25 protein-coding genes are annotated in these 26130 nt (G+C 71.3%); 7 read left to right on the forward strand and 18 right to left on the reverse strand.

What is annotated here, in order from left to right:
- Positions 1 to 104: 104 nt before the first annotated feature.
- The 5 genes from ruvX to rpsD form a co-directional block, all read right to left on the reverse strand.
- Positions 105 to 575 carry a Holliday junction resolvase RuvX gene (ruvX, locus tag ACFYZS_RS31355; RefSeq protein ID WP_030028999.1) on the reverse strand — a complete coding sequence of 157 codons (471 nt, stop codon included), beginning with the start codon at positions 573 to 575 and terminating at the stop codon, positions 105 to 107.
- A 2-nt stretch (positions 576 to 577) separates the two neighbouring features.
- The gene (alaS, locus tag ACFYZS_RS31360; RefSeq protein WP_389019863.1) at positions 578 to 3247 is read right to left on the reverse strand and encodes an alanine--tRNA ligase; all 2670 of its coding nucleotides are present in this window, start codon (positions 3245 to 3247) and stop codon (positions 578 to 580) included.
- On the reverse strand, positions 3247 to 3588 hold the full coding sequence (locus ACFYZS_RS31365) for a DUF6167 family protein (protein ID WP_389019865.1): 342 nt from the start codon (positions 3586 to 3588) through the stop codon (positions 3247 to 3249). Before ACFYZS_RS31365 ends, alaS begins: the two co-directional genes overlap by 1 nt.
- Before the next feature lie 8 nt (positions 3589 to 3596).
- Complete coding sequence (locus tag ACFYZS_RS31370; protein ID WP_078860196.1) at positions 3597 to 4028, reverse strand: DUF948 domain-containing protein; 432 nt, start codon at positions 4026 to 4028, stop codon at positions 3597 to 3599.
- 180 nt (positions 4029 to 4208) lie between these two features.
- Positions 4209 to 4820 carry a 30S ribosomal protein S4 gene (rpsD, locus tag ACFYZS_RS31375; protein ID WP_030026606.1) on the reverse strand — a complete coding sequence of 204 codons (612 nt, stop codon included), beginning with the start codon at positions 4818 to 4820 and terminating at the stop codon, positions 4209 to 4211.
- 235 nt (positions 4821 to 5055) lie between these two features.
- On the opposite strand from rpsD, the gene ACFYZS_RS31380 reads away from it, so the two are divergent.
- Positions 5056 to 5766 carry a DUF2470 domain-containing protein gene (locus tag ACFYZS_RS31380; RefSeq protein ID WP_389019868.1) on the forward strand — a complete coding sequence of 237 codons (711 nt, stop codon included), beginning with the start codon at positions 5056 to 5058 and terminating at the stop codon, positions 5764 to 5766.
- Positions 5767 to 5781: 15 nt separating this feature from the next.
- Here ACFYZS_RS31380 and ACFYZS_RS31385 read toward each other — a convergent pair whose 3' ends face one another.
- From ACFYZS_RS31385 to ACFYZS_RS31395, 3 genes are all read right to left on the reverse strand, one after another.
- On the reverse strand, positions 5782 to 6489 hold the full coding sequence (locus ACFYZS_RS31385) for an HNH endonuclease family protein (RefSeq protein ID WP_389019871.1): 708 nt from the start codon (positions 6487 to 6489) through the stop codon (positions 5782 to 5784).
- A 67-nt stretch (positions 6490 to 6556) separates the two neighbouring features.
- Positions 6557 to 7909 carry a replication-associated recombination protein A gene (locus tag ACFYZS_RS31390; RefSeq protein WP_389019874.1) on the reverse strand — a complete coding sequence of 451 codons (1353 nt, stop codon included), beginning with the start codon at positions 7907 to 7909 and terminating at the stop codon, positions 6557 to 6559.
- A 61-nt stretch (positions 7910 to 7970) separates the two neighbouring features.
- The gene (locus ACFYZS_RS31395) at positions 7971 to 8585 is read right to left on the reverse strand and encodes a vitamin K epoxide reductase family protein (RefSeq protein ID WP_389019877.1); all 615 of its coding nucleotides are present in this window, start codon (positions 8583 to 8585) and stop codon (positions 7971 to 7973) included.
- Between the two features lie 137 nt (positions 8586 to 8722).
- On the opposite strand from ACFYZS_RS31395, the gene ACFYZS_RS31400 reads away from it, so the two are divergent.
- From ACFYZS_RS31400 to ACFYZS_RS31415, 4 genes are read left to right on the forward strand one after another with little or no spacing between them, the layout of a single operon-like run.
- The gene (locus ACFYZS_RS31400) at positions 8723 to 9604 is read left to right on the forward strand and encodes an ABC transporter ATP-binding protein (RefSeq protein ID WP_389019880.1); all 882 of its coding nucleotides are present in this window, start codon (positions 8723 to 8725) and stop codon (positions 9602 to 9604) included.
- Complete coding sequence (locus tag ACFYZS_RS31405; protein ID WP_389019883.1) at positions 9601 to 10458, forward strand: ABC transporter permease; 858 nt, start codon at positions 9601 to 9603, stop codon at positions 10456 to 10458. The genes ACFYZS_RS31400 and ACFYZS_RS31405 overlap by 4 nt, the downstream gene beginning before the upstream one ends.
- Complete coding sequence (locus ACFYZS_RS31410; RefSeq protein ID WP_389019886.1) at positions 10455 to 11720, forward strand: sensor histidine kinase; 1266 nt, start codon at positions 10455 to 10457, stop codon at positions 11718 to 11720. The genes ACFYZS_RS31405 and ACFYZS_RS31410 overlap by 4 nt, the downstream gene beginning before the upstream one ends.
- Entirely contained in the window at positions 11695 to 12321 is a 627-nt protein-coding gene (locus ACFYZS_RS31415; protein ID WP_389019888.1) for a response regulator, read from the forward strand. Before ACFYZS_RS31410 ends, ACFYZS_RS31415 begins: the two co-directional genes overlap by 26 nt.
- A gap of 53 nt (positions 12322 to 12374) precedes the next feature.
- Here the strand turns inward: ACFYZS_RS31415 and hisS are convergent, their stop codons facing one another.
- Positions 12375 to 13634, reverse strand: coding sequence for a histidine--tRNA ligase (gene hisS / locus ACFYZS_RS31420; protein WP_389019891.1), 1260 nt, complete (start codon positions 13632 to 13634; stop codon positions 12375 to 12377).
- A 10-nt stretch (positions 13635 to 13644) separates the two neighbouring features.
- Positions 13645 to 14355: an MBL fold metallo-hydrolase gene (locus tag ACFYZS_RS31425; protein ID WP_389019894.1), complete on the reverse strand. Its 711-nt coding sequence runs from the start codon at positions 14353 to 14355 to the stop codon at positions 13645 to 13647.
- Between the two features lie 163 nt (positions 14356 to 14518).
- Here ACFYZS_RS31425 and ACFYZS_RS31430 point away from each other — a divergent pair, with 163 nt between their 5' ends.
- Both ACFYZS_RS31430 and ACFYZS_RS31435 read left to right on the forward strand, forming a co-directional pair.
- On the forward strand, positions 14519 to 15301 hold the full coding sequence (locus tag ACFYZS_RS31430; RefSeq protein ID WP_389019897.1) for a peptidylprolyl isomerase: 783 nt from the start codon (positions 14519 to 14521) through the stop codon (positions 15299 to 15301).
- Between the two features lie 190 nt (positions 15302 to 15491).
- The gene (locus ACFYZS_RS31435) at positions 15492 to 16721 is read left to right on the forward strand and encodes a DUF349 domain-containing protein (protein ID WP_389019900.1); all 1230 of its coding nucleotides are present in this window, start codon (positions 15492 to 15494) and stop codon (positions 16719 to 16721) included.
- 78 nt (positions 16722 to 16799) lie between these two features.
- Here the strand turns inward: ACFYZS_RS31435 and ACFYZS_RS31440 are convergent, their stop codons facing one another.
- The 8 genes from ACFYZS_RS31440 to ruvC form a co-directional block, all read right to left on the reverse strand.
- Entirely contained in the window at positions 16800 to 19253 is a 2454-nt protein-coding gene (locus ACFYZS_RS31440; protein WP_389019903.1) for a RelA/SpoT family protein, read from the reverse strand.
- Positions 19254 to 19478: 225 nt separating this feature from the next.
- Positions 19479 to 20030 carry an adenine phosphoribosyltransferase gene (locus ACFYZS_RS31445; RefSeq protein ID WP_389019906.1) on the reverse strand — a complete coding sequence of 184 codons (552 nt, stop codon included), beginning with the start codon at positions 20028 to 20030 and terminating at the stop codon, positions 19479 to 19481.
- Positions 20027 to 21085 carry a protein translocase subunit SecF gene (secF, locus tag ACFYZS_RS31450; RefSeq protein ID WP_389019910.1) on the reverse strand — a complete coding sequence of 353 codons (1059 nt, stop codon included), beginning with the start codon at positions 21083 to 21085 and terminating at the stop codon, positions 20027 to 20029. Before secF ends, ACFYZS_RS31445 begins: the two co-directional genes overlap by 4 nt.
- A gap of 3 nt (positions 21086 to 21088) precedes the next feature.
- On the reverse strand, positions 21089 to 22882 hold the full coding sequence (gene secD / locus ACFYZS_RS31455) for a protein translocase subunit SecD (protein ID WP_389019913.1): 1794 nt from the start codon (positions 22880 to 22882) through the stop codon (positions 21089 to 21091).
- Positions 22883 to 23034: 152 nt separating this feature from the next.
- Positions 23035 to 23538 (reverse strand): preprotein translocase subunit YajC, encoded by a 504-nt coding sequence (gene yajC / locus ACFYZS_RS31460; RefSeq protein WP_389019916.1) that lies wholly within the window; start codon positions 23536 to 23538, stop codon positions 23035 to 23037.
- A gap of 164 nt (positions 23539 to 23702) precedes the next feature.
- Positions 23703 to 24764, reverse strand: coding sequence for a Holliday junction branch migration DNA helicase RuvB (gene ruvB, locus ACFYZS_RS31465; RefSeq protein ID WP_389019919.1), 1062 nt, complete (start codon positions 24762 to 24764; stop codon positions 23703 to 23705).
- A 64-nt stretch (positions 24765 to 24828) separates the two neighbouring features.
- Entirely contained in the window at positions 24829 to 25449 is a 621-nt protein-coding gene (ruvA, locus tag ACFYZS_RS31470) for a Holliday junction branch migration protein RuvA (RefSeq protein WP_389019922.1), read from the reverse strand.
- Positions 25446 to 25976 carry a crossover junction endodeoxyribonuclease RuvC gene (ruvC, locus tag ACFYZS_RS31475; RefSeq protein ID WP_389019925.1) on the reverse strand — a complete coding sequence of 177 codons (531 nt, stop codon included), beginning with the start codon at positions 25974 to 25976 and terminating at the stop codon, positions 25446 to 25448. The genes ruvA and ruvC overlap by 4 nt, the downstream gene beginning before the upstream one ends.
- Positions 25977 to 26130 lie beyond the last annotated feature (154 nt).

The raw sequence follows: 26130 nt of genomic DNA on the forward strand, positions 1-26130 counted from the left end.
AGGCAACGGCCCTGTCCGCCGCGGCACCCGGTTCCGCCTCTGAAGTGGTGGGCGACGACTTGTTCGAATGCCGCCGCATCGCGCGGAACGTTACCGTACCGCGATCAGACAACCACTTCGACGCACTCACCGGGCGGATTACCTGATACCCGTTCGGTCTCAAGAGCGTTCTGAAGGATCACCACCGCGGCCGCCTGGTCGATCACCGAGCGGCCCTTCTTGGCGTTCCGTCCCGAGGCCCGCAGCCCCTGGGCGGCGGTGACCGTGGTCATCCGCTCGTCCACCAGACGGACCGTCACCGGCTTGATCCCCTTGGCGAGTTCGTTCGCGAAGGCACGCACCTTGGCCGCGGCCGGCCCCTCCCGCCCACTGAGCGAGCGGGGGAGACCGACCACGACCTCAAGGGGTTCGTACTCCTCGACGAGCTGCCGCAGCCGCCGGTGGGCGAAGGGGATGTCCCGGCCCGGAACGGTTTCCACCGGTGTGGCGAGCACCCCGTCGGGGTCGCACGAGGCGACCCCGATCCGGGCGTCCCCGACGTCGATGGCGAGACGGCGGCCACGGCGCAGCGTCATGGTCAGACCGTCTCGACGACGAGGCGCTCGACCGCGGCGATGGCGTCCGGGATGGCGGCCGGGTTCTGGCCGCCGCCCTGGGCCACGTCCGGCTTGCCTCCACCGCCGCCGCCGAGGGTCTTGGCGGCGGTGCGGACCAGGTCACCGGCCTTGAGACCGCGCTCGCGGGCGGCCTCGTTGGTGGCGATGACGGTCAGCGGGCGGTCGTTCGCCGTGGTGAACAGGGCCACGACGGCTGGGCGGTCGCCCTGGATGCGGCCGCGGACGTCGAGGACCAGCTTGCGCAGGTCGTCGGCGCCGGTGCCGTCCGGGACGGTGCCCACGACGAGGGCCACGCCGCGGATGTCCTGGGCGTTCTCGGCGAGACCGGCGGCGGCCTGGAGGACCTTCTCCGCGCGGAACTTCTCGATCTCCTTCTCGGCGTCCTTCAGCTTGCCGAGCATGGAGGCGATCTTCTCCGGCAGCTCCTCCGGACGGCCCTTGACCAGCTCCTGGAGCTGGGCGACGACCGTGTGCTCCTTGGCGAGGAAGTTGTACGCGTCCACGCCGACGAGGGCCTCGACGCGGCGCACGCCGGAGCCGATGGAGGACTCGCCGAGCAGCTTCACCAGGCCCAGCTGGGCGGTGTTGCCGACGTGCGTGCCGCCGCACAGCTCCTTGGAGAAGTCGCCGATGGTGACGACGCGCACGCGCTCGCCGTACTTCTCGCCGAACTCGGCGATGGCGCCCTGCTTCTTCGCCTCGTCGATGCTCATGATCTCGGCGGTGACGTCGAGCTCGCGCGAGAGCACGTCGTTGATCTTCTGCTCGACGTCGGTGAGGACCGTGCCGGGGACGGCGTTCGGCGAACCGAAGTCGAAGCGGAAGCGGCCGGGGCTGTTCTCGGAGCCGGCCTGGGCGGCGGTCGGGCCGAGGGCGTCGCGCAGCGCCTGGTGGGTGAGGTGCGTGGCCGAGTGGGCGCGGGCGATGGCCCGGCGGCGGTTCACGTCGATGGCGGCGTACGCGGAGGCGCCCACCGTCACCTCGCCGACCTGGACGGAGCCCTTGTGCACGGAGACGCCCGGAACCGGCTGCTGCACGTCGCGGACGACGATGACGGCGCCCGAGTCGAGCTTGATCCGGCCCTGGTCGGCGAGCTGGCCGCCGCCCTCGGCGTAGAACGGGGTGCGGTCGAGGACGACCTCGACGTCGTCGCCCTCGGAGGCGGCGGGCGCGGAGACGCCGTTGACCAGGAGGCCGACGATGGTGGACTCGCCCTGGTTGGTGGCGTAGCCGGTGAACTCGGTGCCGCCGGCGCTGTCGGCGATCTCCCGGTAGGCGGACATGTCCGCGTGGCCGGTCTTCTTGGCCTTGGCGTCGGCCTTGGCCCGGTCGCGCTGCTCCTGCATCAGGCGGCGGAAGCCGGGCTCGTCCACGGAGAGGCCCTGCTCGGCGGCCATCTCCAGGGTGAGGTCGATCGGGAAGCCCCAGGTGTCGTGGAGCAGGAACGCCTTGTCGCCGGAGAGCACGGTGCCGCCGGCGGCCTTGGTCTCGGTCACGGCGGTGTCGAGGATGTTGGTGCCGCCCTTGACGGCCTTGAGGAAGGCGGCTTCCTCGGCGAGCGCGACGGTCTCGATGCGCTTGCGGTCGGTGACGAGCTCCGGGTACTGCTGGCCCATCGTGTTGATCACGACGTCGACGAGGTCCTGGACGACCGGGCCGGTGGCGCCCATGAGGCGCATGTTGCGGATGGCGCGGCGCATGATGCGGCGCAGCACGTAGCCGCGGCCCTCGTTGCCGGGGGTGACCCCGTCGCCGATGAGCATGACGGAGGTGCGGATGTGGTCGGCGACCACGCGCATCGACACGTCGGTGTTCTGGGCGGCGCCGTACTGCACGCCGGTCAGCTCGGTGGCCTTGTCCATGACCACGCGCAGGGTGTCGGTCTCGTACATGTTCTGCACGCCCTGCAGGATCATCGCGAGGCGCTCGAGGCCGAGACCGGTGTCGATGTTCTTCGAGGGCAGGTCGCCGAGGATCGGGAAGTCTTCCTTCCCGTCGCCGGCGCCGCGCTCGTACTGCATGAAGACCAGGTTCCAGATCTCCACGTAGCGCTCGTCGTTGACGGCCGGGCCGCCCTCGACGCCGAACTCGGGGCCGCGGTCGTAGTTGATCTCCGAGCACGGGCCGCAGGGGCCCGGGACGCCCATGGACCAGAAGTTGTCCTTCTTGCCCAGGCGCTGGATGCGCTCGGCGGGCACGCCGATCACGTCGCGCCAGATCGTCTCGGCCTCGTCGTCGTCGAGGTAGACGGTGATCCAGAGCTTCTCCGGCTCAAGGCCGTAGCCGCCGTCCGCCACGGAGCTGGTGAGCAGCTCCCAGGCGTACTTGATGGCGCCTTCCTTGAAGTAGTCGCCGAAGGAGAAGTTGCCGCACATCTGGAAGAACGTGCCGTGGCGGGTGGTCTTGCCGACCTCTTCGATGTCCGGCGTACGGACGCACTTCTGCACGCTGGTGGCCCGCGGGGCCGGCGGCTTGGTCTCACCGAGGAAGTACGGCTTGAACGGGACCATGCCCGCGTTGACCAGCAGCAGAGTCGGGTCGTCCGCGATGAGCGACGCCGAAGGGACAACGGCGTGACCGCGCTCCTCGAAGAAGCTCAGCCAGCGGCGGCGGATTTCAGCCGACTCCATCAGTGGTCCTCATTCCGGTTGTACGAGACGTTCAGGGGGGTGGTCTTGTCGTTCTGGAGGGCCCGCAGCCGCCGCGGCCCGGGGAGGGCGGTGACGTTGTCGGGCCGGTCGGGGTCCTGGTGGAGCCCCAGTGCATCGTTCAGCTCGTCCTCGCGCTGCGTCATTCCCGCCTTGACGTCGAGGGCGAAGTCCTTGAGGCGGTGGCCCGCCTCCACGGCCTTGTCGGCGGCCTGGGCGGCGAGGCTCTCCGGTGTCAGCTTCTTGAGCTGGCGGTTGACCTTGGTGGTGGCCCACACGCCGGCGGCTGCGCCGGCGGTGAACCAGAAGGCTCGGCGGAACATCGGAGGTTTCAGCCCTTCTGCTTCCGGCGCCGGGCGGCCGGCACCGTACGGCCAACGATCACAGTACGTCGGGACGTCTTCTGCGGCGCGGCTTCCGTGGATTTGCCCAGTGCCTTGCGGACGCCGTAGCCGAAGGCCGCGACCTTGACCAGCGGCCCGCCGAAGGTGGAGGCCACGGTGGAGGAGAGGGCGGAGGCGTTCGAGGTGACTTCCTGGACGTCGCTCGCGATCGCGTCGACCCGGTCGAGCTGGGTACGCGCGGAGCGGACGGTGGTGGAGGCGTCCGCGAGCAGCGGGACGGCCTGCTCGGTCACGTCGGCCACCAGCTTGGTGGTCGCCTTGAGCACCTGGGCCAGCCTCACCAGCACCACGGCGAGGAAGGAGACCAGGATGGCCCAGAAGACGGCCACGAGGATCCCGGCCACCTCTCCACCGGACACGTTGCACCGCTCTCTGCAAGTCTCTGCATGTTGATCACCAGACAGGTCTTTCTCCGACCCTATCGCGCCGGAGATCCGCCGCCGTACCGGAATTCCGGCTCGGTGGGAAACAGGAAGCCCGCCGGCTCCCCCAGAGGGGAACCGGCGGGCTGACCAGCCTGTGGTGCTACGGCCGCCGGATCAGCGGGCGTAGTACTCGACGACGAGCTGCTCGTCGCAGATGACCGGGATTTCCTTGCGGTTCGGGTCACGGTCCAGGCGGAAGGCCAGGGCCTTCAGGTTGACCTGCAGGTAGCGCGGGGTCTCGCCCTCGCCTGCGTAGCCACCCTCGCGGGCAACCTGGAACGGAACCTTCTCGCGGCTGCGCTCGCGCACGGTGATGACGTCGTCCGGGCGGACACGGAACGACGGCTTGTCGACCTTGGCACCGTTGACCTCGATGTGGCCGTGAACGACCATCTGGCGGGCCTGGTAGATGGTGCGGGCGATGCCCGAACGCAGGACCAGGGCGTCGAGGCGACGCTCGAGCTCGACGACCAGCGCCTCGCCCGTCTTGCCTTCGGCCTTCTTGGCGCGGTCGTACGCGCGCGCCATCTGACGCTCAGAGATGTCGTACTGAGCGCGCAGACGCTGCTTCTCGAGCAGACGGACCTTGTAGTCCGAGTTCTGCTTGCGGCCACGGCCGTGCTCGCCCGGCGGGTAGGGGCGGGCCTCAAAGTACTTGACGGCCTTCGGGGTCAGCGCAATGCCGAGGGCACGCGACTTCTTGACCTTGGGTCGCTTCTGGTTCACGGGGAACCTACCTCCATGTAAGTTAGGTGAGGCTTACCTTATCGAGGAGGACGTAATGTCTCGACCACATGGGATCCCCCTGCCCAGTGCGCAACGCAGTTCGGATTCAGACGAAACAGAATCCGCTTGCGCCGACGATAAGCAAGGTCAGCCGCGTCCCAGGGAAGGCGTTCGGCAGCTCACCGGAGCCGAACGCGTACGAACCCTCGTAGAGTCCAACGCCTCAGTATCCCTCATGCTGCCGGGTGCTTTCGACCAGGTGCGGTCGCTTGACCAGGCAGAGTTCGGGGCAGGGATGCCGGCCGCGCGGACCGTCACCCCGGACGGGGACGTGATTCTCCTGGTGTCAGGGGAATCCGCGGCTGCCAGGGCGGCCGCTTACGCCCAGGACGACGACCTCACGGCCGTGATCGAGATCACGGATGTGGCGCCGGTGTCCGTGCCCCATCGTATCCGAGGCCGTGCGTGGCTCGCCGGGTGGCTGACCCGGGTGCGCGGGGACGACCGCGCGGCCTGCGCCGCACTGCTGGCGGAGCGCCGGCCGGTGGGCGAGCTGCTCGGGCTGCACGGCCGGCCTTCCTTCGTGATGCTGCGCCTGGAGGTCGGCGAGATCTCGGTGGACGACCTGTGGGGCGCCGAGCACGTGGACCCGGAGGAGCTGGCGGCGGCGGAGCCGGACCCGATGGTGGACCACGAGACGGAGCTCCTGCAGCACCTGGCCGCCGCGCACCGCGACCGGATCGCGGACCTGTGCGCGCTGCTGGGCCCGCGGGAGAGCGCCGGCACCACCGCGGTCCCGCTGGCCCTGGACCGCCTGGGCCTGCGGGTCCGCTTCACGGGCGGGGAATCCTCCTTCGACGCCCGCTTCGACTTCCCGGCGCCGGTGCGCGACGTCTGCGAGCTGCGCCGGGCGATGCGCACCCTGTTCGCGGCAGCCGGCCGCTAAGCAGCCAGGCCGTGTCTAGCGGCAGGTCGCGAGCATCCCGGTGAGCGCGGTCTTCTCCGGCGGGGTCACGGACAGCCCGTACTTGACCTTGATCCCGACGTAGCGGCGGGCGTACTCGCAGCGGTACTCCGCGCGCGGCGGCTGCCATCTGTCGGCGGTCCTGCTCCCCTTGTCCTGGTTGGTCTGCTTGTCCACGGCGAGCAGGACGTCCAGGTCGTTCGCGTACGCGAGCCTGCGCTGCGGCGTCCAGGCGTACGCGCCGCCCCGCCAGGCGGCGCCGAGCGCGACGACGTGGTCGGTCTGGATCTGCGAGGCCTTGCTGTAGGAGTACGGGAGGGTCTTGCCGGTGTACGGGTCGTGCAGGACTCCGGAGACCACCACGCAGGGGTTGCGGTCCCCCTCGCGCAGCTCGCTCAGATCGCGGCGCAGGACGTCGTCGCGGGTGTCGCAGCCGTTGCGGCCGCCGACGGCGTCGGTGTCGTCGGACCAGTACCTGCCGAAGTTCTCCCGCTTGTACGTCTGCCAGTTCCTGCCCCACTCGACGGTGAGCCGGGCCAGCCGGTCCTTCGCGGTGGCCGCGTCGGGCGGGAAGCCGGGGCTGCTCAGCGGCACCTGCGCCACGAACCGGGCGGCGCTGGCCCGAGCGGACGCGCCACCGCCGTGGTGACATCCGGCGAGCAGCAGCACCGCTGCCGCGGCCGGCAGCCAGGCCCGAGGTCCCATGCCCGGAGCGTATGGTCCGGGCATCGCGCCCGCACGCCGGCGGGGCGGCTCCGCACCGCGGGCGGGCTCAGGCTCCGCCGCGGAGCCGCTCGCGGACCTTTTCCACCACGTCCGCGTACCGCGCCTCGGCGCCGTAGCGGGTCGGTTCGTAGTACCGCTTGCCGTGCACCTCGTCGGGGGCGTACTGCTGCGCCGCGATCGCGCCCGGGACGTCGTGCGGGTACACGTACCCCACCGCGTGGCCCAGCTTGGCCGCGCCCTTGTAATGGCCGTCCCGCAGATGCGTCGGGACCGGGCCCGCCAGGCCCGCCCGCACGTCCGCCAGGGCCGCGCCGATCGCGGTCGTCGCGGTGTTGGACTTCGGGGCCAGGGCCAGGGCGATCGTCGCGTGCGAGAGGGTCAGCGCCGCTTCCGGGAAGCCGATCATCGCCACCGCCTGCGCCGCGGCCACCGCGAGCGGCAGAGCCGTCGGGTCCGCCAGCCCGATGTCCTCGCTCGCCGAGATCATCAGGCGGCGCGCGATGAACCGCGGGTCCTCCCCGGCCTCGATCATCCGCGCCAGGTAGTGCAGGGCGGCGTCCACGTCCGAACCGCGGATGGACTTGATCAGCGCGCTCGCCACGTCGTAGTGCTGGTCGCCGTCCCGGTCGTACTTCACCGCCGCCCGGTCGACGGCCTCCTCCACCGTCTGGAGGCTGATCTCGGACTCCCCCTTGGCGATCGCCGACCCGGCACCGGCCTCGAGGGCCGTCAGCGCCCGCCGGGCGTCGCCGCCCGCGATCCGCAGGAGGTGCGCCTCCGCGTCCGCCGGCAGGGTCACCGCCCCGCCCAGCCCCCGCTCCTCCGTCAGCGCGCGCCGCATCAGCGCACTGAGGTCCTCGTCCGTCAGCGGCTCCAGCGTGAGCAGGAGCGAGCGCGACAGCAGCGGGGAGATGATCGAGAAGTACGGGTTCTCCGTGGTCGCGGCGATCAGCGTCACCCAGCGGTTCTCGACGGCCGGGAGGAGCGAGTCCTGCTGGGCCTTGCTGAAGCGGTGGATCTCGTCGAGGAAGAGGACCGTGTCCTTGCCGTACCCGCCGGCCGCACGCTTGGCGCCCTCGATGACGGCGCGTACTTCCTTCACGCCCGCCGTGATGGCCGACAGCTCCACGAACCGCTTCTGCGTCGCCTGGCTCACCACGTAGGCGAGCGTGGTCTTGCCGATGCCCGGAGGGCCCCACAGGATCACCGACGAGGCTCCGGCCGGACCGCCCGCCCCGTCCCCGACCAGCCGCCGCAGCGGTGATCCGGGCTTCAGCAGGTGCTGCTGGCCGACGACCTCGTCCAGGGTGCGCGGGCGCATCCGGACGGCGAGCGGGGAGCTCGCCGGATCCTTCTCCCGGCGGTCTTCGGCAGCGGCGGTGAACAGGTCTGGTTCCACACAGGAAGCCTAAGCGAGCCCACCGACAGCCCACCGACGGCGGACCGCGCCCCCGGACGGCTCAGGAGGTCCAGAAGTCCCACCAGCGCGTCAGGATCAGCATGCCGATGATCCCGACGTGCAGCACCGGCAGTACCCACGGGAACTCGTCGAGGAAGGCGCGCAGCCAGCCCGGGGCGGGCAGCAGCCCCTCGCGCACGTTGAACGCGGTGACGTACCAGAACATGAAGATCGTGGCGACCCAGGCCAGGCAGCACCACAGGCACAGCGAGTTGATGTTGTACAGCGACTGGTACATCAGCCAGGTGCAGAACCCGACGCCGAAGAGCATGCCCGCGTTCAGGGTCAGCCAGTACCAGGGCCGGAACCGGGCCCCGGCCAGCACGCTCATGCCGACGCAGACGACGATGCCGTACGCGACCAGCCCCAGCATCGGGTTCGGGAAGCCGAAGGCGGACGCCTGCTCGCTCTTCATGATGTTGCCGCAGGAGACGATCGGGTTCAGGCTGCAGCCCGGCGTGAAGTTCGGGTCCTCGAGCAGCTTGAACTTGTCGATCGTGATCACCCAGGCGGCCAGCAGTCCCAGGGCGCCGGTGATCACCAGCAGCAGAGCCAGTGCCCGGCCGGCGCCGACCGTCCGCGCGGCGGTGTCTGCGTCCGTGCCTCGTGTCGTCATACCGCCCGCTCCACATCTGCAAGGTCAACAAGCACCGGCCATTGTGCCGTACGGAGCTGTGTGTCCACCGTTCGGTGGACATAAGGACGTACGCACGGGGGGACCGGTGGGCCGCGTTCCGCCACACCATGTGAGGCATGACACGAAACGCGGTGGAGGTACGGGGGCTTCGCAAGCAGTACGGCGAGGTCACCGCGGTGGACGGACTCGATCTGACGATCCGGCAGGGCGAGGTCTTCGGCCTCCTCGGGCCCAACGGCGCCGGCAAGAGCACGACGGTGGAGATCCTGCAGGGCCACCGGGAACGGGACGGGGGCGAGGTCAGCGTGCTGGGCGCGGACCCGGCCACCGCCGGACGGGCCTGGCGCTCGCGCGTCGGCATCGTCTGGCAGGACGAGTCGGCCCCCGCCGAGCTGACGGTACGGGAGACGGTCGAGCACTTCGCCCGCTACTACCCGGCCCCGCGCGAGGCGGCCGAGGTCATCGCCCTGGTCGGCCTGGAGCACAAGCGCGACCAGCGCGTGAAGGGGCTCTCGGGCGGCCAGCGGCGCCGCCTCGACGTGGCGCTCGGCGTCATCGGGGACCCCGAACTGCTGCTCCTCGACGAGCCGACGACCGGCTTCGACCCGGCGGCCCGCCGCCAGTTCTGGGACCTGATCCGGCTGCTCGCCGGCGAGGGCACGACCATCGTGCTCACCACGCACTACCTGGAGGAGGCCGAGGCCCTCGCCGACCGACTCGCGGTCATCGCGAGCGGCCGGGTCGTCGCCGAGGGCGAACCGGCACAGCTGCGCTCCCGCTTCGGCACCGGCGCCACCGTCGAGTGGACCGGGGCCGACGGCACCCCGCAGAGCGTCGCCACCGAGACCCCCACCCGTACGGTCGCCGAGCTCATGGCCCGCTTCGACGGTGAGATCCCGGGGCTGAAGATCGGCCGGCCCACCCTGGAGGACGTGTACCTGCGCCTGACGGGCCAGCTCGTACCCACGACCGCGCAGCAGCTGGAGGACGCACGATGAGCACCACCGCCACGACCGCGACGACCGGCGGCCGGGCCGCCGCGGCCGCGAAGGCGCTGCCCGGCGCCTGGGCCCTGGGACTGAGCCGCGGGGCACTGGAGATCAAGCAGTTCGTGCGCCAGCGCGACGCGATGATCTTCACCTTCGCCTTCCCGATCGTCTTCCTCGCCCTGTTCGCCTCGATCTTCAGCGACAGCGTGGAGAACACCGGGGTCACCGCCTCCCAGCTGTACGCGGCCGGGATGGTCGCCGCGGGCATCATGTCCACCAGCTTCCAGTCGCTCGGCATCTCGATCGCCGTCGAACGGGACGAGAAGGTGCTGCGCCGGCTGCGCGGGACCCCGATGCCCCCGGCCGCGTACTTCCTCGGCAAGGTCTGGATGGTGCTCGCCACCGGGCTGGCCGAGACCGCGATCCTGCTGCTCGTCGGCTCCACCCTGTTCGACCTCGACCTGCCCGCCTCGGCCTCGAAGTGGCTGACCTTCGGCTGGATCTTCGCCCTCGGCCTGACCGGCTGCGCCCTCCTCGGCATCGCCATCAGCAGCCTGCCCAAGTCCGGCAAGAGCGCGAGCTCGGTGGTCGTCCTGCCGTTCCTGATCCTCCAGTTCATCTCCGGCGTCTTCATCCCGGTCAACGCGATCCCGGGCTGGCTGCTGAACATCGGCGCGCTGTTCCCGCTCAAGTGGATGTGCCAGGGTCTGCGCGGGGTGTTCCTGCCGGAGTCCGCGGCCGTCCTGGAGCAGGCGGGCGGCTGGGAGTACGGAAAGGTCGCCCTGGTCCTGGGGGCCTGGGTCGTCGGAGGATTGGTGCTGTGTCTGCTGACCTTCAAGTGGAAGAACCACCGCGACGGTTGAACAGCTTCACCGGTACGGCCGGAGCGCGCGAATCCCACGTCTGGGACCGCGCGTTCGGGCCGTGGGACCTCTACTTCGGCCTCGTGTGGGTCGCGACCGTGGCCTTCGTGCTGGGCGCGGACTTCCCGGCGCTGTCCTACCGGATCCCCGCCGCGGCCCTGCTCTCGCTGCTGATCCCCTGGTACGCGTGGGCCGGCCGGCCCCTGCTCCTGAAGGATCCGGGGTCCGAGCCGCGGCTGTCCCTGCGCTACCTGGGCGTGATGCTGGCCCTGTTCCTGCCCGCCGCCTTCCTGGTGGGCGAGACCAGGCTGATCACCTTCGCCCTCGCCCCGCACTGCTTCATGCTGCTGCCGCTGCGCCGGGCGATCGGGGCGATGGCGGTGGTGGCGCTGCTGCCGGTGGCCGGCTGGGCGCTGCTGTGGCGGCCGGAGGGCCACATCGTCTTCATCAACGCGGTCAGCTCCTTCGTCACCTTCGCCTTCTCCTCCTTCTTCGGCGCCTGGATCCTGCGGATCATCGAGCAGAGCCAGGAGCGGGCCTCGCTGATCGCCGAACTCGACGCCAGCCGGGAGGAGGTGGCCCGGCTCTCCGCCGCGCAGGGCGCCCACGCCGAAAGGGAACGCATGTCCCGCGAGATCCACGACACCCTCGCCCAGGGCTTCACGAGCCTGCTGATGCTGGTCCAGGCCGTGCAGTCGGAGCTGGACACCGACCCCGAACAGGCCCACCGGCACCTGGAGCTGATGGCCGCGACCGCCCGGCAGAACCTGGCCGAGGCCCGCGCCCTGGTCGCGGGCGGGGCCCCCGCGGACCTGGACGCCGGCTCCCTGCCGGACGCCGTACGCCGCCTCGCGGCCCGGCAGGACCCGCCCGCGGCGGTGTCGGTGACCGGGGAGGTGCGGCCGCTGGCGGCGGCGCTGGAGGTGGTGGCGCTGCGCTCCTGCCAGGAGTCGCTGTCGAACGCGGCGAAGCACGCGGGGGCCGGGGCGCGCTGCTCGGTGTCCCTGGCCTACGGTGACGGCGAACTGACAGTCGCGGTCCGGGACGCCGGCCGCGGCTTCGACCCGGCGGCCCCCGCGCCCGGCTACGGCCTGCGGGGGCTGCGCGCCCGCGCGGCGGAGGTGGGCGGCACGGCGGTGGTCGAGGCCGCGCCGGGGGCCGGCACGACGGTCACCGTCACCCTCCCGACGACCACTCCCCCGACGTACCCGACGACGCTCCGAGGAGCCGCAGAACATGATCCGCATCCTGCTGGCCGATGACCACCCGGTGGTACGGGAGGGCCTGCGCGGCATGCTGAGCGCGGAGCCGGACCTGGAGGTCGTCGGGGAGGCCTCGAACGGTCCGCAGGCGGAGGCGCTGGCCGCGGAGCTGGTCCCCGATCTGGACCTGATCCTGATGGACCTGCGGATGCCGGGCGGCGACGGCGTCGAGTCCATCGCCCGGATCGGTGCCGCCGGGCTGCCGGTGCGGGTGGTGGTCCTGACGACGTACGAGAACGACCGGGACATCCTGCGGGCGGTGGAGGCGGGGGCGGCGGGCTACCTGCTGAAGGACATGGCGCGGGCCGAACTGGCCGACGCGATCCGCGCGGCCGTACGGGGCGAGACGGTCCTGGCCCCGTCGGTGGCGGGGCGCCTGGTGGACCGGCTGCGGACCCGCCCCGAGCGGCCCCGCCTCTCCGACCGCGAGGTGGCGGTCCTGCGCCTGGTCGCGGAGGGCGCGACGAACGCGGAGATCGGCCGCCGCCTGTTCGTCGCGGAGTCGACGGTCAAGACCCACCTGCTGCGGATCTTCGGGAAGCTGGAGGTCACGGACCGCACGGCCGCGGTGACCACGGCCATGCGCCACGACCTCCTCTGAGGTCCGCCCGGGAGCGGCCTCCACGCAGGGGGCCGCCCCGGGAGGGGCTCGGCTCAGGCCAGCTTGGCGCGCAGGAGGTCGACGACCTCCGCCAGGGCGACCGGGGCCTGCTCCCCGGACTCCATGTCCTTCAGCTGGACCACGCCCTCGGCGAGGTCGCGGTCACCCGCGACCACGGCGAACCGCGCGCCCGAACGGTTCGCGTCCTTCATCGCGCCCTTGAGGCCCTTGCCCCCGTACGAGATGTCGGCCGCGACGCCGGCCTTGCGGAGCTCGGTGACCAGACCGAACAGCACCGGCTTCGCCTCGCCCAGCGCCACCGCGAACACCGACGTCGCCGGCGGGATGTCCAGTTCGACGCCCTCCGCCTCGAGCGCCAGCACCGTACGGTCCACGCCCAGCGCCCAGCCCACCGAGGGCAGCGCCGGTCCGCCGATCATCTCGGACAGGCCGTCGTAGCGGCCGCCGCCGCCGACCGCGGACTGCGAGCCCAGGCCGTCGTGGACGAACTCGAACGTGGTCCGCGTGTAGTAGTCCAGCCCGCGCACCAGCTTCTCGTCGTCCTCGAAGGCGACCCCGGCCGCCGTGATCAGCGCCCGGACCTCCTCGTGGTACGCCTTGCACGCGTCGCACAGGTAGTCCCGCAGCATCGGCGCGCCGACCAGCTGCTTCTGTACCTCGGCCCGCTTGTCGTCCAGGACGCGCAGCGGGTTGATCTCGGCCCGGCGGACGGTCTCCTCGTCCAGGTCCAGCCCGCGCAGGAAGGCCTGGAGCGCCTCCCGGTACACCGGGCGGCACTCCTTGTCGCCCAGCGAGTTCAGCAGGATCCGGAAGTTGCGCAGGCCCAGCGTGCGGTACGCCTGGTCGGCCAGGATGATCAGCTCGGCGTCCAGCGCCGGGTCCTCGGCGCCGATCGCCTCGGCACCCACCTGCGAGAAGTGGCGGTAGCGGCCCTTCTGCGGGCGCTCGTAGCGGTAGTACGAACCCGAGTACCAGAGCTTCACCGGCAGGCCGCCGGCCTTGTGCAGGTTCGCCTCCAGCGCCGCGCGCAGCACGGACGCGGTGCCCTCGGGACGCAGCGCGAGGTTGGCCCCGCCCTTCGTCGTGAGGGTGTACATCTCCTTGGTCACGATGTCGGTGGACTCCCCGACGCCGCGCGCGAACAGGTCGACGTCCTCGAAGCCCGGCGTCTCGACGTACCCGTAGCCGGACAGCCGCAGGGGGCCCGAGATGGCGTCCCGGACGGCCAGGTACTTAGCCGAGTACGGCGGGATCAGGTCGTACGTGCCCTTGGGGGCCTTGAAGGTGCTCACGAAACTCTCGTCACATTCCTCGTCGTGGAGACGTGAAGCCGTCTCCCAGGCCGGCGGCCACCTGCCGCAGGTACGGGTTGGTGGCGCGCTCACGGCCAATGGTCGTGTGCTCGTTGTGACCGGGCAGCACCACGGTCGCGTCGTCGAGCGGCAGGCACACGCGGGCCAGCGATTCGAGCATGTCCGCGTGGCTGCCGCCCGGGAAGTCGGTACGGCCGATGGAGCCGGCGAAGAGCAGGTCGCCCGAGAACAGCAGCGGGGGGATGTCCCCCGCCTCGGGCATCCCGAAGGTCACCGACCCCTTGGTATGCCCGGGCGCGTGCGAGACGGTGAGCTCCATGCCCGCCAGCGCCAGCTTCGCGCCGTCGGTGAGCTCCTTCACGTCGGAGGGTTCCCCCACCGTGAGCTCGCCCATCAGCTGCGCCCCCAGGGAGCGGCCCAGCGCCTTCTCCGGGTCGCTCATCATGAAGCGGTCCTCGGGGTGGATCCAGGCCGGTACGTCGTGCGCTCCGCACACCGGGACCACCGAGGCCACGTGGTCGATGTGGCCGTGGGTGAGGACGACCGCGACGGGCTTGAGCCGATGCTTCTTCAGCGTCTCCTCGACACCCTGGGTGGCCTGGTGGCCCGGGTCGATGATGACGCACTCCTCACCGGCGGCGGGGGCGACCACGTAACAGTTGGTCCCCCAGGCCCCGGCGGGGAACCCGGCAATCAGCACGTTCGTCCTCAATCGTCGTCCGGCGGGAGCTTCGGCAGCGGCCGAGATCGGAATGCCGCTGCTCAGAGCCTACCGGCGCCGCTCGTTCCACAGCGAACCCATATACGGTACGGCCTAACCGAGCCCGGACAGCGGTGCCATACACGTACAAGGAGACGACCCGGTGGTCACGAGCGATCAGCGGCGGCGACAGCTCGCCAGGGAGAAGTACGAGCGCCAGCAGAAGCGCCGGGCCGAGGCCCGCCGCAAGGCGCGGCAGCGGGCGGCGGTGATCGGTGCGGCGGTGGCCGTGGTGGTCGCGACGCTGGTGGGCCTCGTCGTGGGCGGTGTCTTCGACAAGGACAAGAAGGACAGCGCGGCGGACCCGGCGGCGAACCCGTCGGCCTCCCCCTCCGCGAAGCAGTCGCCCGCGCCGGCGATGGCGATCGACAAGAACGCGAAGTACACGTTCGACCTGAAGACCACCGCGGGTGAGATCAAGTTCGAGATGGACGCGGCGAAGACGCCGGAGACCGTCAACTCGTTCAAGGCGCTCGCGGACAAGGGCTTCTTCGACAACACCAAGTGCCACCGCCTGACCACCTCCGGGATCTTCGTGCTGCAGTGCGGCGACCCGGAGGGCACCGGCATGGGCGGCCCGGGCTACACCATCGCGGACGAGAACCTCGACTCGCTGGGCAAGCCGAACGAGCAGGGCCAGGTGATCTACCCGGCGGGCACGGTGGCGATGGCCAATACCGGCCAGCCGCACAGCGGCGGCAGCCAGTTCTTCCTGGTCTACAAGGACAGCCCGCTGGCGCCCTCGTACACGCCGTTCGGCAAGATCGACGCGGCGGGTCTGAAGGCGCTGGAGGAGGTGGCCAAGGCCGGTACGGCCGACGGCGGCCAGGACGGGGCCCCGAAGACCCCGGTGACCATCCAGAAGGGCGCCGTCACCCGGAACTGACGGGTTCCGGCGGCCCCGGGCCCGGCCGGCGTCCGGCCCGTACGGCGATATTCCGTCGTGCGGGATGCGGACAGCCGGCCCGGCGGTCGCCTATGTTGGCGTTGTGCAGGGCGGGCGCTGCCCGCCCCAGGAAACTGTGGACGATGCCCAGGGGGCGAACCCCTCGCAGGCATCAGGTGGAGGAGGCGCTGTGAGCAGCGACCCGTGGGGCCGCGTCGACGAGACGGGCACCGTGTACGTGCGTACTGCCGAGGGCGAGAAGGTCGTCGGCTCCTGGCAGGCGGGCACCCCCGAGGAGGCCCTGGCCTACTTCGAGCGCAAGTACGAGGGCCTGGTGGTCGAGATCGGCCTCCTCGAACGGCGGGTGCGGACCACCGATCTGTCCGCCAAGGACGCGCAGACGGCCATCGACCACCTGCGTACGCAGGTGGAGGAGCACCACGCCGTGGGCGACCTCGACGCCCTGCGCGTCCGGCTGGACAAGCTGGTCGCGACCGTGGACTCGCGGCGCGAGGAGCGCAAGGTCGCCAAGGCCAAGCAGACGGACGAGGCCCGTGCGGCCAAGGACGCGCTGGTGGCCGAGGCCGAGCAGCTGGCGCAGAGCGACCAGTGGCGCAGTGCGGGCGAGCGGCTGCGGGCCCTGGTGGACACCTGGAAGGGTCTGCCGCGCCTGGACCGCAAGTCGGACGACGAGCTGTGGCACCGCTTCTCGCACGCCCGTTCCGCCTTCTCCAAGCGCCGCAAGGCGCACTTCGCCTCGCTCGACGCGCAGCGCGAGGACGCCCGCAAGGTCAAGGAGAAGCTGGTCGCGGAGGCCGAGTCGCTGTCGAAGTCGACCGACTGGGGTCCGACGGCCGCCCGCTACCGCGAGCTGATGGCGGACTGGAAGGCGGCGGGCCGGGCGCAGCGCGAGGCCGAGGACGACCTGTGGAACCGTTTCCGCGGTGCGCAGGACGTGTTCTTCGCGGCGCGCGGCGAGGTGTTCGCGGAGCGCGACGCCGAGCAGGTGGAGAACCTGAAGCTCAAGGAGGAGCTGGCCGACGAGGCCGAGAAGCTCGTTCCGATCACGGACCTGAAGGCGGCCCGGGCCGCGTTCCGCTCCCTCAACGAGCGCTGGGAGGGCATCGGCCACGTGCCGCGCGACGCCCGGCCGAAGGTCGAGGGCCGGATGCACGCGGTGGAGCGGGCGATCCAGGAGGCCGAGGAGGGCGAGTGGCGTCGTACGAACCCGGAGGCGCGGGCCCGTGCGGCCGGTCTGACGGGTCAGCTCCAGGCGGCGGTCGACAAGCTGCGTGAGCAGATCGACGCGGCCCGCGCGGCGGGCAACAACGCGAAGGCCGACAAGCTGTCGCGCGAGCTCGAGGGCCGCCAGGCCCTGCTGGACCAGGCCCTGAAGGGCCTGGAGGAGTTCGGCGGCTGACAGCCGCCCCCCCGCACGCGGGAGGGCCCCGGTACGGACTGCCGTACCGGGGCCCTCCTGCGTGCGCTGCGCGCCCCGCTACGGCCGGCGGGCCGAGGTGACGCGGTAGACGTCGTAGACGCCCTCGACGCCCCGTACGGCCTTCAGGACGTGGCCCAGGTGCTTGGGGTCGCCCATCTCGAAGGTGAAGCGGGAGGTGGCCACGCGGTCGCGCGAGGTCTGGACGGCCGCGGAGAGGATGTTCACGTGCTGGTCCGACAGGACCCGGGTGACGTCCGAGAGCAGCCGGGACCGGTCCAGCGCCTCGACCTGGATGGCGACCAGGAAGACCGAGGACTGGGTGGGCGCCCATTCCACTTCCAGCATCCGCTCGGGCTCCTGGGAGAGGGAGTCCACGTTGACGCAGTCCGCCCGGTGAACCGATACGCCGCTGCCGCGCGTGACGAAGCCGACGATCGGGTCGCCCGGTACCGGGGTGCAGCAGCGGGCCAGCTTGACCCACACGTCGTCGACGCCCTTGACGACCACGCCCGGGTCGGCGTTCTTGCGGCGCGTGCCCCGGGTCCGGGAGGGCGGGACGCTCTCCTCGATGTCCTCGTTGGCGGCTTCCTCGCCGCCGAGGGCCTGCACCAGCTTCTGCACGACGCCCTGCGCGGCCACGTGGCCCTCGCCGATCGCCGCGTACAGGGAGGAGATGTCGGGGTAGCGCATCTCGTGCGCGAGGGTGACGAGCGAGTCGCCGGTGAGGATGCGCTGGATCGGCAGGTTCTGCTTGCGCATGGCCCGCGCGATGGCGTCCTTGCCGTGCTCGATGGCCTCCTCGCGGCGCTCCTTGGAGAACCAGGCGCGGATCTTGTTGCGGGCCCGCGGGGACTTGACGAAGCCCAGCCAGTCGCGGGAGGGCCCGGCGCCCTCGGCCTTGGAGGTGAAGACCTCGACGAGGTCGCCGTTGTCCAGGGTCGATTCGAGCGGGACGAGGCGGCCGTTGACGCGGGCGCCTATGGTCCGGTGGCCGACCTCGGTGTGGACGGCGTACGCGAAGTCCACCGGGGTGGCTCCGGCGGGCAGGGCGATGACGTCGCCCTTGGGCGTGAAGACGAAGACCTCGTTGCGCGAGAGGTCGAAGCGCAGCGAGTCGAGGAACTCGCCCGGGTCCTCGGTCTCCTTCTGCCAGTCCAGCAGTTGGCGCAGCCAGGCCATGTCGTTGACCGTGTCCTGGCCGGCGCTGCCCTTGGCGGCCTGCGGGACGTCGGTGCGGACCTTGGAGGTGCCGGCGACGGTCTGCTGCTTGTACTTCCAGTGCGCCGCGATGCCGTACTCGGCGCGGCGGTGCATGTCGAAGGTGCGGATCTGCAGTTCGACGGGCTTGCCGCTGGGCCCGATGACCGTCGTGTGGAGCGACTGGTACATGTTGAACTTGGGCATCGCGATGTAGTCCTTGAACCGGCCGGGGACCGGGTTCCAGCGCGCGTGCACCGTGCCGAGGGCCGCGTAGCAGTCCCGGACGGTGTCGACGAGGACGCGGATGCCCACCAGGTCGTAGATCTCCGCGAAGTCACGGCCGCGGACGATCATCTTCTGGTAGACGCTGTAGTAGTGCTTGGGCCGGCCGGTGACGGTGGCCTTGATGCGGGCGGCGCGCAGGTCGGTCTGGACCTCGTCGGTGACGACGGTGAGGTACTCGTCGCGCTTGGGCGCGCGCTCGGCGACGAGGCGGACGATCTCGTCGTACATCTTGGGGTAGAGGATCGCGAAGGCGAGGTCCTCGAGCTCCCACTTGATCGTGTTCATGCCCAGCCGGTGCGCCAGCGGGGCGTAGATCTCGAGGGTCTCGCGGGCCTTCTTCTCCTGCTTCTCCCGCTTGAGGTAGCGCATGGTGCGCATGTTGTGCAGGCGGTCGGCGAGCTTGATGACCAGGACGCGGGGGTCCTTGGCCATCGCCACGACCATCTTGCGTACGGTCTCGGCCTGCGCGGCCTCGCCGAACTTGACCCGGTCGAGCTTGGTGACGCCGTCGACGAGCAGGGCCACGGCGTCGCCGAAGTCGCGGCGCAGGTCCTCCAGCCCGTACTCGGTGTCCTCGACGGTGTCGTGCAGCAGGCCGGCCATCAGGGTGGCCGGGTCCATGCCGAGCTCGGCGAGGATGGTGGTCACCGCGAGCGGGTGGGTGATGTACGGGTCGCCGCTCTTGCGCTTCTGGCCGCGGTGCCAGCGCTCGGCGACCTGGTACGCCTGCTCGATCTGGCGCAGCGTGGCCGTCTCGATCTTCGGGTCGTTGCTGCGGACTATGCGGAGCAGGGGCTCCAGTACCGGGTTGTACGGGTTGGAACGCTGGACGCCGAGGCGGGCGAGCCGGGCGCGCACGCGGTTGGAGGACCCTGCCGACTTCGAAGGCGCCGGCTTCGCGGGAACGGGCTTCGCGGGTGCGGGCTTCACGGGCGGGGCCGGCGGGGGCGTGGCGGGGGGCGTCGCGGCCCGCTCGGCCTTCGGGTCGGGCTGCGCGGCGGAGATTGGCTGGACCTCGTCTGGCAAGAGCGCTCCTCTGGGGGTCCCCCCGGACGACGCGTGGGGGAGGATCCGGTGCCCGTGTCCGGTCCGGACAACCCATGGTAGCGAGGGTTCGGCCCCCTCGTTCCGCGAGCCCCTTCCCGTACCGGTCCGCTCCCGCGGTGCGGGGCCGCCCCCCGCACCCCGGCGCACACGAAAGCGGCGGGCATCCGGAAGAACCGGATGCCCGCCGCTTCGGCGGAGCCTGGGTCAGACGACGATCAGGGCGTCCAGCGGGGCCCCCGCGAGGGCTCCGGCCAGGCGCTCGCGGCCCGGCAGGAACGACAGCTCCATCAGGACCGCCACTCCGGCGACCTCGGCCCCGGCCCGCCGGATCAGCGAGAGCGAGGCCTCGGCGGTGCCGCCGGTGGCCAGGACGTCGTCGATGACCATGACCCGGTCACCGGCCGACAGGTCCTCGGCGTGGACCTCGATCTCCGCTGTTCCGTACTCCAGCTCGTACGACTGGGCGAGCGTGGCGCCCGGCAGCTTCCCGGCCTTGCGCACCGGCACGAAGCCGATGCCCGCCTGGACCGCCACCGGCGCCGCGAGGATGAACCCGCGCGCCTCCAGCCCGACGATCTTCGTCGCGCCGTACTGCCCGGCCAGCTCCACCAGCGCGTCCGTCAGGGCCGCGAAGGCCTTCGGGTCGGCCAGCAGCGGGGTGATGTCCTTGAACATCACGCCCGGCTTCGGGTAGTCCGCCACGTCCTTGATCCGGCCGAGCAGCAGCTCGCGCGCCTCGGGGGAGAGCGTGCTCACCGGCGCCGCCCGGCGCGGCCCTGGGCCACGACCTGCGGGCCGTCGGTGGCCTCGAAGCCCTCGTCCTCCGGGGACTCGCCCTTGGCCGCCGCGGCCGCCCGCTTCGCGAGCACCCGCTTCTTCAGCGCCTTCATCGCCGGCTCGCGCTCCTTGAGGTCGACGACCAGCGGGGTCGCGATGAAGATCGAGGAGTACGCACCGGCCGCGAGGCCGACGAACAGCGACAGCGAGATGTCGTTCAGCATGCCGGCGTCCAGGAGGCCGCCGCCGATGAAGAGCAGCGCCCCGACCGGGAGCAGCGCCACGACGGTGGTGTTGATCGAGCGGACCAGGGTGCCGTTGATGCTGCGGTTGGCGATCTCGCTGAAGGTGTACCGGGTCTGCTTGGTGATGTCCTTCGAGCCCTCCTTCAGACCGTCGAAGACGACGACGGTGTCGTAGAGGGAGTAACCGAGGATCGTCAGCAGACCGATCACGGTGCCCGGCGTGACCTCGAAACCGACCAGCGCGTACACGCCGACGGTGATGGTGAGGTCGTGGATCAGGGCGATCAGCGCGGCGACCGCCATCCGCCACTCGAAGGCGATGGCGAGGTAGATCACCACGAGGATCATGAAGATCCCGAGGCCGGTCCAGGCCTTGTTCGCGATCTGGTCGCCCCAGCTGGGGCCGACCAGGTCCGCGTTGATGTCGGCCTCGGACACCTTGAGGTCGGTGGCGAGCTGCTTCTTGACGCCCGCCGCGTCGGCCGTGTCCAGACCCGAGATCTGGATGCGCAGGCCGCCGGTGCCGAGCTGCTGGACGATCGCGTCGTGGCCGGAGGCCTTCTCGGCGCCCGTGGTCGCCGCGGCGACGGAGACGGCCGTCTTCGGGGTGGTGAAGACGGCACCGCCCTTGAACTCGATGCCCATGTTGAGGCCCTGAACGGCCAGGGCCACGATCGCCGTGATGGTGATCAGGATGGAAACGCCGTACCAGATGAAGCGCTTGCCGACGAAGTCGTAGCCGACCTCACCGCGGTACAGCTTGGCGCCGAGATCTCCCAGCTTCGACATCTCTCACGCCTCCTTTACGTCGACGGGAGCGGTGGCGGAACCGGAACCGGTACCGGAGCCGGTGCGGCGGGACCGGCGCAGCGGCGGCTTGGCGCCGAGCCGCTTCGGGTCCAGGCCGGACCAGGGGTGGCCGCTGGAGAAGAACTTCGTACGGGCCATCAGCGTCATGATCGGCTTGGTGAAGAGGAACACCACGACCACGTCGAGCAGGGTGGTCAGACCCAGGGTGAAGGCGAAGCCCTGCACCTTGCCGACGGTGACGATGAACAGCACCGCGGCGGCCAGGAACGACACGAAGTCGGAGACCAGGATGGTGCGCCGGGCGCGCGGCCAGGCCCGCTCCACGGCGGGACGCAGGGTGCGGCCCTCGCGGATCTCATCGCGGATGCGCTCGAAGTACACGATGAACGAGTCCGCCGTGATGCCGATCGCGACGATCGCACCGCAGACGGCGGGCAGGTTCAGCGCGAAGCCGATGCCCTTGCCGAGCAGCGCCATGATCGTGTAGGTGAGGATCGCGGACACCAGGAGGCTGACGATGGCGATGAAGGCCAGGCCCCGGTAGTACACGAGCAGGTAGATCACCACGAGGATGAGGCCGATGGCGCCGGCGATGAGGCCGGCCTTCAGCTGCTCGCCGCCGAGCGCGGCGGTGACCGTGGTGACGCTGTCCTCGCTGAAGGAGAGCGGCAGGGCGCCGTACGAGAGCATGTTGCCCAGGTCCTGCGCGCTCTGCTGGGTGAAGCCGCCGGAGATCTCGGCGTTGCCGCCGGTCAGCGCCTGGCTGACGGAGGGGTCGGAGACGACCTCGCCGTCGAGCACGATCGCGAACTGGTTCTGCGGCATCTGCTTGGTGGCGAGCTCACCGGTGATCTTGGCGAACTTGTCGGCGCCCTTGTCGGTGAACTGCATGGTGACGATCCACTGGCCGCGCTGCGGGTCGATGACACCCTTGGCGTCCTTGACGTCCGTACCGGCGACACCGGCCGGGCCGAGGATCCACTTGCCCCAGGCGTCGCCGCGCTTGCCGCAGGCGAGCGTCGCGTCCTCGGGCTTGGCGCCCTTGCCGGCCGCGGTGCGCTGCGCCTCGTTGGTGCAGTCCAGCGCCGCGAACTTCGCCTGGAGGTCGGCGGCGGCCGCCTCGACGCCCGACGGGGCCGGGGTGGGGGCCGGAGCCTTGTCGTCTGCCTTCTTCGACTCGCTCGCCGAGGGCGAGGGAGAGGCGGTGGCGGCCGGGGCCTTGAGGGCCTCGCTGAGCACACGGCCCTGGGAAGTGGCGCTGGACGACGGGGTGGGCTGGGTGCCGGGCTTGCCGCTGCTCTCGGCCTTCGGGGCGCCGGAGCCGCTCGCGGACGGGCTCGGCGTGGCCTCGGGGGCCGCGGGAGCGCCGTCGGCGAAGGCCAGGACCGGGCGGAAGTACAGCTGGGCGGTGGTACCGACCTGCTCGCGGGCCTGCTTCTCGTTCGTCCCCTTGGGGATGTTCACGATGATGTGGTCGCGGCCCTGCGTCTGGACCTCGGCCTCCGACACGCCGAGACCGTTGACGCGGCGCTCGATGATGCCGACCGCCGTGTTCATGTTGGTCTCGTTGATCGCGTCCGGCTTGCCGGGCTCGCTCTTGGCCTTGAGCGTGATGCTCGTACCGCCCGCGAGGTCGATGCCGAGCCGGGGAGTCGTCTGCTTCGTGAGGAACATCCCCGCGGTGAGCGCCACCATCGCGATCAGGATGATCGCCAGGGCGCGCCCCGGCCTCCCCTGAGCCCCCGTGGGCCGCCGGCCCTTCTTCGGTGCTGCCACCTTGTCGTATCTCCCTGTCCAACCGCCCCGCGCCGGGTCAGCGCGCGGACGGCCACGAAATGTGTGGTGGGGACCCCTGCCCCCCGCAGAAGTGTCACTGACGGGGACCGCGGCGGCCGCCGGTCAGGCGCCCCTCGGTCCCCGGCCGCGCGCTACTTCGCGCCGGCCTCGCCGTCGGCCTTGCCGTCCTTCGGCTCGTCGCCCTTGGTCTCGTCGCTCTTGGGCTCGTCGGCCTTGGGCTCGTCCTTCTTGCCCAGGTCGAGCTTCGGGGCGTCGGTCCCGGCCTCGTCCGCGTCCTTGGCCGCGTCCTTGTCCAGGGTCAGCGAGGAGGCGTCGTCCGGGACGGCCGGCGTGTCGATCGTCAGATCATCACTGACGCCGTGGACGATGCGGTTGTACTCCGCGTCCTCGAGGACGGCGCCGATGGAGTTCTTCGCGTAGATCGCGTGGACACCGGGGGCCACCTCGAGGGTGACGGTGTCCTCGCCGATCTCCTTCACCGTGGCGTACATGCCGCCGATGGTGCGGACACCGGTGCCGGGCGTCATGTGGTCACGCATCTGCGCGGCCGCCTGCTGCTTCTTCTTCGCGGAGCGGGTCATCAGGAACATCGCCCCGATGAGCACGATGAACGGGAGGAGTGTCACGAGATTCACGGGACGGAGATCCTTCGCACGACCGCACGGGAGACGGTCAATTTCTACGGGGGTGGGCATGCCGACCTGAAGGGTCGGCATCGGCGGAGTCTAGGCGAGTCCGCACCGATGGAACAACGCCCAGCATGGCACCGCAGTTCCTGACGGGGCGAACCTCCGCGCCGTCAGGCCCCGAACAAGCCCTGTTGTCCGCTTGATCCACTCCCGTGCGGCGCAGGCGGGACAAGCCCCAGGTGAGCCCATGCGGCGGGGGTCGCGACCCGGCCGCGCGGGGTGCGCGCCAGCAGGCCTTCCCGTACGAGGAACGGCTCGGCGACCTCCTCGACGGTCTCCCGCTCCTCGCCGACGGCGACGGCGAGGGTGGACAGCCCCACGGGGCCGCCGCCGAAGAGCTTGAGCAGGGCTTCGAGCACGGCCCGGTCGAGGCGGTCCAGACCGCGCGCGTCCACCTCGTAGACCTGCAGGGCGGTCCCGGCCACCTCGCGGGTGATCACTCCGTCGGCCCTGACCTGCGCGTAGTCGCGGACGCGGCGCAGCAGCCGGTTGGCGATGCGCGGGGTGCCGCGGGAGCGGCCGGCGATCTCGGCGGCGCCGGCCGTGTCGATCTCCACGTCCAGGAGGCGGGCGGAGCGGTGGATGACGCGTTCCAGCTCCTCGGGGGCGTAGAACTCCATGTGCCCGGTGAAGCCGAAGCGGTCGCGCAGCGGGGGCGGGAGCAGGCCGGCCCGGGTCGTCGCCCCGACGAGGGTGAACGGCGGCAGCTCCAGCGGAATGGCGGTGGCCCCGGGCCCCTTGCCGACGATCACGTCGACGCGGAAGTCCTCCATGGCCATGTAGAGCATCTCCTCGGCGGGCCGGGACATGCGGTGGATCTCGTCGAGGAAGAGGACCTCGCCCTCCTGGAGGGAGGAGAGGATCGCGGCGAGGTCTCCGGCGTGCTGGATCGCGGGGCCGGAGGTGATCCGGATGGGCGCGCCCATCTCGGCGGCGATGATCATGGAGAGGGTGGTCTTGCCGAGACCGGGCGCGCCGGAGAGCAGCACGTGATCGGCGGTCGCGCCGCGCTGGCGGGCCGCCTTCAGCACCAGGTCGAGCTGTTGGCGGACCTTCTCCTGGCCGACGAACTCGCCGAGGTCCTTGGGCCGCAGGGCCGCCTCGACGGCGGTGTCCTCGCCGTCCGCCGCGGCCGCCACGATCCGGTCGTCGCTCTCGTCATCCCAGTTCACGCTGTCAGTCTGCCTTGTCGTTCGTACGGTGGTCGCTGCCGGACCCGGCGCAGCGGCGCACCCGTCAGCGGGTGCGGTTCAGGGTCTGGAGGGCCGCTCGGAGGAGCTGGGGCACCGGGGCGGAGCCGCCGGAGGCGATGGCCGCCTCCGCCTGCGGGGTGACCGCCGAGACGGCCTCCTCCGCCTCCCGGGAGGCGTAGCCCAGGCCGATCAGGGCCGCCGCCAGCTGCTCCGTCCACGGCGCCGGGCCCGTCGCCACGGGGGCGCGCTGCGCTCCCACCAGCGGTGCGCCCAGTTTGTCCTTCAGCTCCAGCAGCAGCTTCTGGGCGCCCTTCTTGCCGATGCCCGGGACGGCCGTCAGGGACTTCTCGTCGCCGGTCGAGACGGCCAGGCGCAGCGCGTCCGGGCTGTGCACCCCGAGCATCGCCTGCGCCAGCCGCGGCCCGACCCCGCTCGCCGTCTGCAGCAGCTCGAAGACCTGCCGCTCGTCGTCGTCGGCGAAGCCGTAGAGCGTCAGCGAGTCCTCCCGTACGACCAGGGACGTGGCCAGCCGCGCCGTCTCCCCCGTCCGCAGGCCGGCGATGGTGTTCGGCGTGCACTGCACGGCCATGCCCACTCCCCCGACCTCGATCACGGCCAGGGTGGGGGCGAGCGCGGCGACCGTGCCGCTGACGAAGGCGATCATGAGGGGCGGCCTTTCGAGGCGTGCAGGGCGACCGCCTGCTGGAGGCGGTTCTGGGCGGGGGCCCGCCAGATGTGGCAGATGGCGAGCGCGAGGGCGTCCGCGGCGTCGGCCGGCTTGGGCGGGGCGGACAGCCGCAGCAGCCGGGTCACCATGGCCCCGACCTGCGCCTTGTCGGCCCGGCCGGAGCCGGTGACGGCGGCCTTGACCTCGCTGGGGGTGTGCAGGGCGACCGGTATCCCGCGGCGCGCGGCGCAGAGCATGGCGACGGCGCTCGCCTGGGCGGTCCCCATCACCGTGCTGACATTGTGCTGGCTGAACACGCGCTCCACGGCGACGACTTCGGGCCGGTGCTCATCGAGCCACTGCTCGATGCCCGCCTCGATCGCGACGAGCCGGTGCCCCAACTCCGCGTCGGCGGGCGTCCGTACGACCCCCACGCCGATCATGGCGAGCGGGCGGCCGGCGACGCCCTCGACCACGCCGACACCGCACCGGGTCAGCCCCGGGTCCACGCCGAGTACGCGCACCGCGCCCCCGCCCTCCTTCGATTGCCAGTGCGTGCAGGCTAACCGGTGGCACTGACAAAGCGGCGGGGGGGGGGGGGGGGGGGGGCCCCCCCCCCCCCCCCCGGCCCCGGCCCCCCCCGGGCCGAGAAGAAGAAGCAAGCGCGCGACGCGAAAG

It is taken from the genome of Streptomyces sp. NPDC001903 (assembly GCF_042891345.1).
Classification (GTDB): Bacteria; Actinomycetota; Actinomycetes; order Streptomycetales; family Streptomycetaceae; genus Streptomyces.